The organism is Streptomyces lycii (genome assembly GCF_009735685.1).
Lineage (GTDB): Bacteria > Actinomycetota > Actinomycetes > Streptomycetales > Streptomycetaceae > Streptomyces > Streptomyces lycii.
This window is the reverse complement of record NZ_WHPN01000092.1, coordinates 1-9,658: the sequence shown is the minus strand read 5'-3', so window position 1 is coordinate 9,658 and position 9,658 is coordinate 1. Positions and strand designations below refer to the sequence as shown.

5 protein-coding genes and 2 pseudogenes are annotated in these 9,658 nt (G+C 67.2%); 3 read left to right on the top strand and 4 right to left on the bottom strand.

The genetic code is table 11. The features are described from left to right. From GCU69_RS04460 to GCU69_RS04445, 4 genes and pseudogenes are all read right to left on the bottom strand, one after another. Positions 1–444, bottom strand: a pseudogene (locus GCU69_RS04460) (hypothetical protein); the annotation flags it as partial. A 36-nt stretch (positions 445–480) separates the two neighbouring features. Next, positions 481–1,857 (bottom strand): DUF2252 domain-containing protein, encoded by a 1,377-nt coding sequence (locus tag GCU69_RS04455; RefSeq protein ID WP_156205176.1) that lies wholly within the window; start codon positions 1,855–1,857, stop codon positions 481–483. 197 nt (positions 1,858–2,054) lie between these two features. Next, positions 2,055–2,954, bottom strand: a complete 900-nt coding sequence (locus GCU69_RS04450; protein ID WP_156205175.1) for a phosphotransferase family protein — start codon at positions 2,952–2,954, stop codon at positions 2,055–2,057. A gap of 32 nt (positions 2,955–2,986) precedes the next feature. After that, on the bottom strand, positions 2,987–4,390 hold the full coding sequence (locus GCU69_RS04445) for a hypothetical protein (protein WP_156205174.1): 1,404 nt from the start codon (positions 4,388–4,390) through the stop codon (positions 2,987–2,989). Positions 4,391–4,682: 292 nt separating this feature from the next. Between GCU69_RS04445 and GCU69_RS34690 the strand changes: the two are divergent. The 3 genes and pseudogenes from GCU69_RS34690 to dnaE form a co-directional block, all read left to right on the top strand. Further along, positions 4,683–5,195: pseudogene (locus GCU69_RS34690) on the top strand (ATP-binding protein); the annotation flags it as partial. Positions 5,196–5,393: 198 nt separating this feature from the next. Continuing rightward, positions 5,394–5,882: a glycine-rich domain-containing protein gene (locus tag GCU69_RS33435; RefSeq protein WP_235978214.1), complete on the top strand. Its 489-nt coding sequence runs from the start codon at positions 5,394–5,396 to the stop codon at positions 5,880–5,882. A 232-nt stretch (positions 5,883–6,114) separates the two neighbouring features. Next, complete coding sequence (gene dnaE, locus GCU69_RS04435; RefSeq protein ID WP_098751444.1) at positions 6,115–9,657, top strand: DNA polymerase III subunit alpha; 3,543 nt, start codon at positions 6,115–6,117, stop codon at positions 9,655–9,657. Position 9,658: the final 1 nt, after the last annotated feature.

Sequence of the window (9,658 nt, the reverse complement as noted above, 5' to 3'; positions counted from 1 at the left end):
CACCGAGACGTGCGTGGCGAGCAGCAGCCAGGGCGCGGCGCCGCCGCCCGGGACGGGCAGCGCCTCCGCGCCGCCGTCGGCCGTCATCCGGGCCAGCGGGGTGCCGAGGCCGCCGCCGGAGCAGAGCAGATCGAGGCCGGCGGCGCGCAGCGGGCCGGCGACGGGGCCGCCCGCCTGTCCGTAGCAGGCGTGCTGGCCGGTGGTGAAGACGGTGTCCGCGGCCAGTTCCAGCGGGACGAGCAGCGCGGCGATCGCGCCGAAGCCGCGCTCCCGGCCGGCCAGCGCGTAGGCGGTCAGGAACACGGCGGCGGAGACGGCCGCGACCGGCAGGACCGGCAGCGGCACGCCGGTCAGCAGGACGTGCGCGGCCGTGGACAGCGTGACGCACAGCGCTGTGAACAGCGCCGCGCGCAGCGTCCTCAGCCGGGCCCCTGATACGTCCATCGCCGAAAGTGTGCCATGGCGGGGCCTAAGAGCAAGCTAAGCGGCCGGCGGGATGCCGGCTTCCTGCCGCAGACCGGGGATCCGGCCGTTCCGGAACAGGTCGACGAAGATCTGGTGGTCGGTCCGCGCCCGGGAGCCGTAGGCGTGGGCGAACTCCACCAGCATCTCCGGGAAGCCCTTCTCGTCGCCCGCGATGGCCGCGTCGATGGCGCGCTCGGTGGAGAAGGGCACCAGCGAGTGCCCGCTCTCGTCGTCCGCCGCCGCGTGCATGGTCGCGGTGGCGCGGCCGAGGTCGGCGACGACCTGGGCGATCTCGGCCGGCTCGTCCAGCTCCGTCCAGTCCAGGTCGACGGCGTACGGCGAGACCTCGGCGACGAGCTGCCCGGAGCCGTCCAGCTCGGTCCAGCCCAGCCACGGGTCGGCGTGCGCCTGGAGGGCGCGCTGCGAGATGACCGTGCGGTGGCCCTCGTGCCGGAAGTAGCCGCGGACCCGCTCGTCGGTGATGTGCGCGGCCACGGCCGGGGTCTGCGCCTGCTTGAGATAGATCACGACGTCGTTCTCCAGCGCGTCGCTGTTGCCCTCCAGCAGGATGTTGTACGAGGGCAGGCCGGCGCTGCCGATCCCGACGCCGCGGCGCCCGACGACGTCCTTCACCCGGTACGAGTCGGGGCGGGCGAGGCTGGACTCGGGCAGCGTCTCCAGATAGCCGTCGAAGGCGGCCAGCACCTTGTAGCGGGTGGCCGCGTCCAGCTCCACGGCGCCGCCGCCGGGCGCGAAGCGGCGCTCGTAGTCACGGATCTCGGTCATCGAGTCGAGCAGGCCGAACCGGGTCAGCGAGCGGGCGACGCGCAGGGCGCCGAGCAGCGGGCCGTCGGCGGTGTCGAGGGTGAAGGGCGGCAGTTCCCCGCCCTTGCCGCCGCCCTGCGCGCCGGTGGCCAGCGCGTGGATCCGCTCGCGGTAGGCGGTGGCGTAGGTGCGCACGAGGTCGGTGATCATCTCGTCGCTGAGCGCCTTGGTGTAGCCGATCAGCGCGACGGAGGCCGCGAACCGTTCGAGGTCCCAGGTGAAGGGGCCCACGTAGGCCTCGTCGAAGTCGTTGACGTTGAAGACGAGCCGGCCGTTGGCGTCCATGTAGGTGCCGAAGTTCTCCGCGTGCAGATCGCCGTGGATCCACACCCGGGAGGTCCGCTCGTCCAGATACGGGCCGGAGTCCCGCTCCTCGGTGAGGTCGCGGTAGAACAGCGAGGCCGTGCCGCGGTAGAAGGCGAAGGCGGAGGCGGCCATCTTGCGGAACTTGACCCGGAAGGCTGCGGGGTCCGCGGCCAGCAGCTCGCCGAAGGCGGTGTCGAAGACGGCGAGGATCTCCTCGCCGCGCTGTTCGCGCTTGGCGGCCAGTGCCTGCTGGAGCGACATCGCGGTGGGCCTCCTGAGGGTGGGAACGGGGTGCGGTGACGGCGCCCGTCACGACGGTGATCTTCCTAGTGGACAACGCGTGAGGCTACCCCCGAGTGCCCGCCCGGTGTCAGGTGTCCGTGCGTCGAGTGGCAACGCAGTTGTGAAACAGCCGTCCGCGCGCAAGTGCGGACTGTCAACGACGGCTCGGGGGGCGGTCACAGGATGTTCCATCTCTGGCCGCTGTCACCTCGGAGCAGACCGTCGACGCGGCGCACTACTTCTGCTGTCTTCTCCGGTTCGTGGGTGGATTTCCTGGCATTCGTTGTGATCATGCGGAGTTCTCGGAGGTCTCGGAGTATTGGGTATCCGTCCCAGTCGGTCACATCCCAGCCGTATGCTTCGGCGAAACGGGCGTAATGCCGGGGACCGTAGCCAAAGCGCCGGCAATGGACCTCGATGGTCACCAAATCCCATTCCGGCCGACCTAGCACGGCACTGTCCCAGTCACAGAGCACGGCCCGGTCTCCGTCGTGCAGCGCGTTGCGGTGTTGGGGGTCTCCTTGCAGAATCGCGTCCGCGAATGCGTAGTCGACGGTGGCGAGAGCGAGTTCCAGTTCGTTGACGCGGTTGTGCAGGAGATCGAGTGTGCTGGACGGCAGCGTGGTCGTCCGGCTGAGAGAGGAACGGATCGCCGAGCAGGTGTCGAGACGCTCCAAGGCGACCGGGATCTCTCCGAGGCTGTGCAGGACATTCAGCGGCTTCGCGATGGCCTGTGCGGGGACGGGGTGCTCGGGTTGCGGCAGGTGAACCCAGAGCGTGACCGCATAACCGTCGATCACCAAGGGCTGTATCTCCGGGCGATACAGGGGAACGGTGGGAAATCTCATGTTCATCAGCCACCGGACGAAGGTGACAGTACGGCGTACCTTCTCCGGAGCTGTGCCATGCCGGGCGATCTTCACGACGACAGGGTGAGCGGTGAGCCGGACCACTGCGTTCGTCTGCCCGCGTATCAGGACAGCTCCGGTGGCGTCGAGTCCCGCGACCGCGCATGCTCGCTGCAGTAAACGGTGAACATCGGGACCGGTGAAGCCACCGTGAATGGGCGCAGTCATAGGGCAAGGCTGGACGATCTCCATGGGTTCTGTCACCCCCGTCCCGGGGGAAGGGTTAGACAGTCATCGAGTTCGCGCGCTGAGCGAGACTTGCGCAGCGGCTCGGGTGCGGTTTCGATGACGTTGCGGGCCCGCGCTTCGAGGATTCGGGTGCGGTGTTCCGGGGGCACGCCCATGTAAGTGCACCTTGCGAGTTGGCAAGCGTCGTCCATGTGTCGTTCGTGGACCAGGCAAATTGCTTCATCGAGTCGAAGCAAGGTCGGGTCGATGGTTCCGGGGCGGGTGAGGTAAAGGGTGTGTGCCTGCTGCTGCTTCTCTCTGGCGCGCCGGGGCAGCGCCATGGAGGTCAGCGTCCCGCTCAGATACAGCAGCAAACGCCGTTCGGGGAACGCCCAGGCATCGTCTCCCGATGCCGGATGCCGGGTGCGTGCGAACAAGTTCTGCGCCATGCTCATGGCCGCTTCGGCTCCGGCGGCATCACCGATTCGTGCACGTGCACGCGCCTCGGCCGCTGCTGCGAAGGCCGCAGTCTCGGTGGGGCGGTTCTGTGTCAGGAGCCTGGCCTCATGGGCCAGGCGCACGGCGTTTTCCAAAGGTCCGTAGTAGTACGGCAGCATGGCAGCCTGGACTCGGACCCGGGCACGCAGATCGGGTCGGCCGCTGTCGTCGGCGGCCGTGCGCGCTGTGGCGTACCAGGCGCCGGCTTGCCGCAGCCGGCCGAGCTTCATCAGGGCATCGGCGACCAGGGTCGACAGGATGGCCGTCATCTCCGACAAGCGGAGCTGTGCGGAAGCCGGTTGCCGTTCAGCGGCGAGTAATTGGACTTCCCCCAGGTCCGCAGCCAGTTCTGTCAGCATCTGCTGCGGCGGGCTCACGATGTACTGCTGTCGGTGCAGGAGCAGTCGCTCTTCCATGAGGTCGAGCTGGCCGCTCGTGACACTCGCACTGGCCAGCGTGCGGTCAACCGTATGGCGGATGGCTTCCAGGGGGTCGGTGGGGAGTGCTGTGGGTGTTGCCGCAGTGGGCGCAGGCCGTGTGTGGAGTGCCCCGATCGGACGGGCATCCGGCGTGCTCGTGGAGTCCGCCGCGCTGTAGTCGCCGGCCGGCTCAAGAGCGAGGTCCCGGGCGTTCGTGCGGTACAGCCTGCACAACAGATCGATGGTGGTTCGCTGTGGGCGGCGGTCCCGCCTCGTCTCCCAGACCCTGAGCTGGTCGGGATCCAGCCGAGGACATGCCAACTGGTGCGCAACGCACAGGTCCCGGAACTCGTGCACGGCCTGAGCCAAAGTCCAGCCCCGGACAAGCCGGTGCGCACGGAGCCGCGAGACGGAACAGCAGCGCTGCACCTCACTCACCAGGCGCGACAGGGACCACTGCTCGGAATCGGCCACCTGGCGCCAGCGGATGACACATACACGGCCGTGCTTGTCGGGCATGGTGTTCTCCCTCCGACAGGAATTGATCTCACCAAGGGTATTGGCTTCCTTACGTTCGGGCATGGGGGCCGTGAACGCTCCACTGCTTTCCACTGCCTTTCCGTGAACGGTTCACCGGTTGTGTCCCGCCGGTGATTCACGGTCGGTTGAGAGGCCAGTGGCATCGGCCCATGCTCGGCCTACGAACAGCACAAGGCACGTTCAGGAATGCCGTGTGTGCGAGGAAGGAGCGGTGTGTGGACCCGATCGACGCCAGTATTTCCGCGACGGGGAGCGGCTCAGCGGACGGCTCATGGCGCGGGCACCCGCCGGAGGAACCACCGCGGCCGCCCGTAGGTACCCGGCTGGTCCCGCCCCGGACCACCGAGGTGCCACCGGCCACTTTGCTGCGCATTCTGGGAGAGCTCAGGACGTGGTCATGCTGACTGCCGTCTCCGGCTCACGAGGACGTCCCGCCCTCCCTGTGCGATCCCAGGTGTCCATGAGCATCGCGCCGAAGCCGTGCGAGGTCCGGCGAATTCGCAAGACCCTGACAGACGTTCTCCGTAGCTGGGGCCTGGGCAGTCAGACCGACGAGGTGTTGTTGGTGGTCAGCGAACTGGTCACGAACGCCATCCGGCACGCGCCCTGCTCCGAGATCCTTTGTACGGCGGCACGCCTCGAAGGAGCCCTCGTGGTCGAAGTCGAAGACGGGAATGACCGCGAGCCGGTAGTGCGGTGTGATTCCGGTGACGAAACCGAGGATGGCCGTGGACTTCTCCTGGTCCGCTCCCTGACAAGCGAACTGGGCTGGACATCGCTCGGAGCCGGAAGGAAACGTACGCGGGCCGTGATCCCGGTACTCGACCGCTGCTCTTCGGAAGGGCGCCCTGTGTCGCCCTTCGTCACTGCTCTCTCGATTCCCGACAGAGCGGCCATGATCTTCCGCCTCGCCTTGAGGCGGGAGCAGTCGGAGCACCGGCTGCCGTCCGAGTGCTCATCCCATCTACGGCAAGGAGGCGCAATGACCACTTTCACTCCTGCGCGGGCATCGGCCCGCTCGCTGCTCCCGGACGAGTTCTTCGCCAGGTTGGTCGACCGGATCGCTGAGAAGGAGGGAACCGACCGACTGTTCGCCGAACGCGTCATGGAGCAGGCGCTGGGCTTCCTCGCCGCCTGCGCGAAGAACGTCAGTGGCAGGCCTCTGTCGCCCAGCCCGGTGGTGGACATCGGCTGGCACACCTTCCTGCTCCACACCCGGCAGTACGCGGAATTCTGTGACAAGGTGGCCGGCCGGTTCATCCACCACGAGCCCTACGAGGCGACCGGGGCGCGGCACGACGATCCACAGGAGGTGCGCCTCCGTACGCAGGCGGCCATGGAGGCAGCCGGCTACGTTGTTGATCACGAGTTGTGGTCCGGCGCGGCGGCGTGCGACCAGGGTGGTGCCCCGAGGTCCTGTGGGGACGACGGAGGCGGCGGTAATCCTCCGGACTGCGGGCATGTGATCTGAGGCAATCGCCCAAAGGCAGCGCGGGGCCGCCGTCATCCGTGGGACGGCCCCGCGAGGTCACCGGGTCCCTCCCTGCTTCCGCGTCTGGCCCGAGAGAAGCAGGTGACCTGCGCGTATGGGTTTGCTGCGGCGTACGAGAGCGAAGGGCCCCGACTGTCAGAGCGGCGGCGTAGGATTTCACCGCCGCTCACAGACCACCACGCGCCGACCCAGCCAGGAGGTGTCACGTCCCGTGACCAAGCCGCCCTTCACGCACCTGCACGTCCACACCCAGTACTCCCTGCTGGACGGTGCCGCGCGGCTCAAGGACATGTTCGCGGCGTGCCAGGAAATGGGCATGTCGCACATCGCCATGACGGACCACGGGAACCTGCACGGGGCGTACGACTTCTTCCATCAGGCCAAGGGCGCCGGAGTCACTCCGATCATCGGGATCGAGGCCTATGTGGCGCCGGAGTCCCGCCGGAACAAGCGCAAGATCCAGTGGGGGCAGCCGCACCAGAAGCGGGACGACGTGTCCGGTTCCGGTGGATACACCCACAAAACGATCTGGGCGGCGAACAAGACCGGCCTGCACAATCTCTTCCGGCTCTCCTCCGACGCATACGCCGAAGGATTTTTGCAGAAGTGGCCGCGGATGGACAAAGAGACCCTCTCCCAGTGGTCGGAGGGGCTGATTGCCTCGACCGGCTGCCCCTCCGGCGAGGTGCAGACCCGGCTGCGGCTCGGGCACTTCGACGAGGCACTCAAAGCGGCCGGCGAGTATCAGGAGATCTTCGGCAAGGACCGGTATTTCCTGGAGCTGATGGACCACGGTCTGGACATCGAGAAGAAGGTCCGGGACGGTCTGCTGGAGATCGGCAAGAAGCTCGGCATCCCGCCGCTGGTCACCAACGACTCGCACTACACCTACGCCCGCGAGGCCGAGGCGCATGACGCGCTGCTCTGCATCCAGACCGGCAAGAACCTCTCCGACCCCGACCGCTTCCGCTTCGGCGGCTCCGGCTATTACCTCAAGTCGACCGATGAGATGTACGCCATCGATTCCTCCGATGCGTGGCAGCAGGGCTGTGCAAACACCCTGCTCGTGGCCGAGCAGGTGGACACCAGCGGCTGGTTCGAGCCCAAGAACCTGATGCCCCGGTTCGATGTGCCGGAGGGATACACCGAGGTCACCTGGTTCCGGGAGGAGGTGGCCCGAGGCATGGCCCGCCGGTTTTCCGGAGCGATCCCCGAGGACCGGCAGAAGCAGGCCGAGTACGAGATGGACATCATCATCCAGATGGGGTTCCCGGGATACTTCCTGGTGGTCGCTGACTTCATCATGTGGGCGAAGAACAACGGCATCGCGGTGGGCCCCGGCCGTGGTTCCGCGGCCGGCTCGATCGTGGCCTACGCCATGGGCATCACCGACCTCGACCCGATCGAGCACGGACTGATCTTCGAGCGCTTCCTCAACCCTGAGCGCGTGTCGATGCCCGATGTCGACATCGACTTCGACGAGCGCAGGCGCGGCGAGGTCATCCGGTACGTCACCGAGAAGTACGGCGCGGACAAGGTCGCCATGATCGGCACCTACGGCACCATCAAGGCGAAGAACGCCATCAAGGACTCTTCCCGCGTGCTGGGCTATCCGTATGCCATGGGCGACCGGATCACCAAGGCGATGCCCGCCGACGTCATGGGCAAGGGCATCAACCTCGACGGCATCACCGACCCCAACCACCCGCGGTACAGCGAGGCGGGCGAGGTCCGCGCGATGTACGAGAACGAGCCGGACGTCAAGAAGGTCATCGACACCGCGAAGGGCGTCGAGGGACTGGTCCGCCAGATGGGCATGCACGCCGCCGGCGTGATCATGTCCAGCGAGACGGTCACCGATCACGTGCCGACGTTCCAGCCCAAGGGCGACGGGGTGTCGGTCACCCAGTGGGACTACCCGAGCTGTGAGTCGCTCGGCCTGCTCAAGATGGACTTCCTCGGCCTGCGCAACCTCACGATCATGGACGACGCGGTCAAGCTCATCAAGCAGAACAAGGGCGTCGATCTCACCTTGCTCGACCTGACCCTGGACGACCCCAAGACCTTCGAGCTGCTCTGCCGCGGTGACACCCTCGGCGTCTTCCAGTTCGACGGCGGCCCGATGCGCTCGCTGCTGCGCATGATGAAGCCCGACCACTTCGAGGACATCTCCGCCGTCTCGGCCCTCTACCGCCCGGGCCCGATGGGCATGAACAGCCACATCAACTACGCCCTGCGGAAGAACGGCCAGCAGGAGATCACCCCGATCCACCCGGAGCTGGAGGAGCCGCTCAAGGAGGTCCTGGGGATCACCTACGGCCTCATCGTCTACCAGGAGCAGGTGCAGAAGGCCGCGCAGGTCCTCGCGGGCTACTCGCTCGGCCAGGCCGACCTGCTGCGCCGGGCGATGGGCAAGAAGAAGAAGGAGGTCCTGGACAAGGAGTTCATCCCGTTCCGGGACGGCTGCCGCGAGCGGGGCTATTCCGACGAGGCGATCCAGGCGGTGTGGGACACCCTGGTCCCGTTCGCGGGCTACGCCTTCAACAAGGCGCACTCCTCCGCGTACGGCCTGGTCTCCTACTGGACCGCCTATCTCAAGGCGAACTACCCCGCCGAGTACATGTCCGCCCTGCTCACCTCGGTGCGGGACGACAAGGACAAGTCGGCGGTCTATCTCAACGAGTGCCGCCGGATGGGCATCAAGGTGCTCCCGCCGGACGTCAACGAGTCCCAGGCCAACTTCACCCCGCGCGGTGACGACACGATCGTCTTCGGCCTCACCGCCGTGCGCAACGTCGGGCAGAACGTCGTCGACTCGATCGTGAAGTGCCGCAAGGCCAAGGGGCGGTACACCTCCTTCCCGGACTTCCTGGACAAGGTCGAGGCCGTTGTGTGCAACAAGCGCACGGTCGAATCGCTGATCAAGGCCGGTGCCTTCGACGAGCTGGGCCACACCCGCAAGGGTCTGACCGCGCACTACGAGCCCATGATCGACAATGTCGTCCAGGTCAAGCGCAAGGAGGCCGAGGGGCAGTTCGACCTCTTCGGCGGCATGGGCGACGACAGCGGGGACGACACCCCGGGCTTCGGGCTCGACGTGGAGTTCTCCGACATCGAGTGGGACAAGGCCTATCTGCTCGCCCAGGAGCGCGAGATGCTCGGGCTGTACGTCTCCGACCACCCGCTGTTCGGCATCGAGCACGTGCTGAACGAGAAGTCCGACGCCGCGATCTCCCAGCTGACCGGCGGCGAGCACGCGGACGGCGCGATCGTCACCATCGGCGGCATCATCTCCGGCCTCCAGCGGAAGATGACCAAGCAGGGCAACGCCTGGGCCATCGCGACCGTGGAGGACCTGGCGGGTTCCATCGACTGCATGTTCTTCCCCGCCACCTACCAGCTGGTGTCCACCCAGCTCGTCGAGGACACCGTCGTCTTCGTCAAGGGCCGGCTCGACAAGCGCGAGGACGTGCCGCGGCTGGTCGCCATGGAGCTGATGGTCCCCGACCTCTCCGAGGCCTCCGCGAACGCCCCGGTGACGATCACCATCCCCACCGTGAAGGTCACCCCGCCGCTGGTCGAGAAGCTCGGCGAGGTGCTCACCCACCACCGCGGCTCCACCGAGGTGCGGATCAGGCTCCAGGGCACTCGCAAGACCACGGTGCTGCGGCTCGACCGGCACCGGGTGACCGCCGACCCGGCGCTGTTCGGCGATCTCAAGGTGCTGCTCGGCCCGTCCTGCCTGGCCGGCTGAG

What these genes read in the sequence shown, in the direction of transcription:
- GCU69_RS04455 (WP_156205176.1), bottom strand. Translation starts at nt 1,857, where the DNA reads ATGTCGCTCCAGCAGGCACTGGCCGCCAAGCGCGAACAGCGCGGCGAG.
- GCU69_RS04450 (WP_156205175.1), bottom strand. Translation starts at nt 2,954, where the DNA reads ATGACTGCGCCCATTCACGGTGGCTTCACCGGTCCCGATGTTCACCGT.
- GCU69_RS04445 (WP_156205174.1), bottom strand. Translation starts at nt 4,390, where the DNA reads ATGCCCGACAAGCACGGCCGTGTATGTGTCATCCGCTGGCGCCAGGTG.
- GCU69_RS33435 (WP_235978214.1), top strand. Translation starts at nt 5,394, where the DNA reads ATGACCACTTTCACTCCTGCGCGGGCATCGGCCCGCTCGCTGCTCCCG.